1 protein-coding gene is annotated in these 542 nt (G+C 64.9%); it reads left to right on the forward strand.

Features of this window, described 5'->3' with window-relative positions; genetic code table 11:
• Positions 1–542 (forward strand): 2'-deoxycytidine 5'-triphosphate deaminase (locus tag EN984_RS37080; RefSeq protein WP_127384477.1); only part of this gene is annotated, 542 nt, incomplete at both ends.

Here is a 542-nt window from a genome sequence, read left to right on the forward strand (position 1 = left end):
CGTCTATATCGTGCCCTTGCTTGAAAGCCTGGCATTGCCGGCTGATATTTCGGCCTCGGCCAATCCGAAGAGCTCGACCGGGCGGCTCGACATCTTCACCCGGGTCATGACCGATCGCGGCCACGAGTTCGACAAGATCGCTGCCGGCTATCACGGCCCGCTGTTTCTGGAAGTCAGCCCCCGCACCTTCCCGATCGTCGTGCGCACCGGCTCACGCCTGTCGCAAATCCGCTTCCGCACCGGCAATGCGCTGCTCTCGGAAGCCGAGCTGCACGAGTTGCATCGCGCGCAGACGCTGGTCGCCACCGAGCCGCCGAACATTTCCGGCGGCGGCATCGCGCTGTCGATCGACCTCAACGGCGATCAGAACGGGCTGGTCGGCTATCGCGGCAAGCATCACACCGGCCTCGTCGATGTCGACAAGCGCGCGGCGCAGGAAGTCGTCGACTTCTGGGAGCCGATCCACAAGAGCGGCGCCGGCGAACTGGTGCTCGACCCCGACGAGTTCTACATCCTCGTCAGCCAGGAGGCGGTGCACGTAC

The organism is Mesorhizobium sp. M7A.F.Ca.CA.004.12.1.1 (assembly GCF_003997835.1).
Classification (GTDB): domain Bacteria; phylum Pseudomonadota; class Alphaproteobacteria; order Rhizobiales; family Rhizobiaceae; genus Mesorhizobium.